Here is a 262-nt window from a genome sequence, read left to right on the forward strand (position 1 = left end):
TGGCTCCGACACTCGGGGGTTCGATTCCCCTCGATCGCCCCATATGATTAATGGGCTATAGCCAAGCGGTAAGGCAACGGACTTTGACTCCGTCATGCGCTGGTTCGAATCCAGCTAGCCCAGCCATCTAAGCTTAAGGCAGCATAGCCAAGTGGTAAGGCAGAGGTCTGCAAAACCTTTATCACCGGTTCAAATCCGGTTGCTGCCTCCAGTTCTAGACAGGCGGGTGTAGTTTAATGGTAAAACCTCAGCCTTCCAAGCT

At 52.7% G+C, this 262-nt stretch carries 2 tRNA genes; both read left to right on the forward strand.

The features are described 5' to 3' along the window. Nucleotides 1–51: 51 nt before the first annotated feature. Nucleotides 52–126: transfer RNA gene (locus QYG89_RS17270), tRNA-Gln, on the forward strand. 11 nt (nt 127–137) lie between these two features. Next, nucleotides 138–211, forward strand: a tRNA-Cys gene (locus QYG89_RS17275). Nucleotides 212–262: the final 51 nt, after the last annotated feature.

This window comes from Bacillus lumedeiriae, assembly GCF_044891285.1.
Lineage (GTDB): Bacteria > Bacillota > Bacilli > Bacillales > Domibacillaceae > Pseudobacillus > Pseudobacillus lumedeiriae.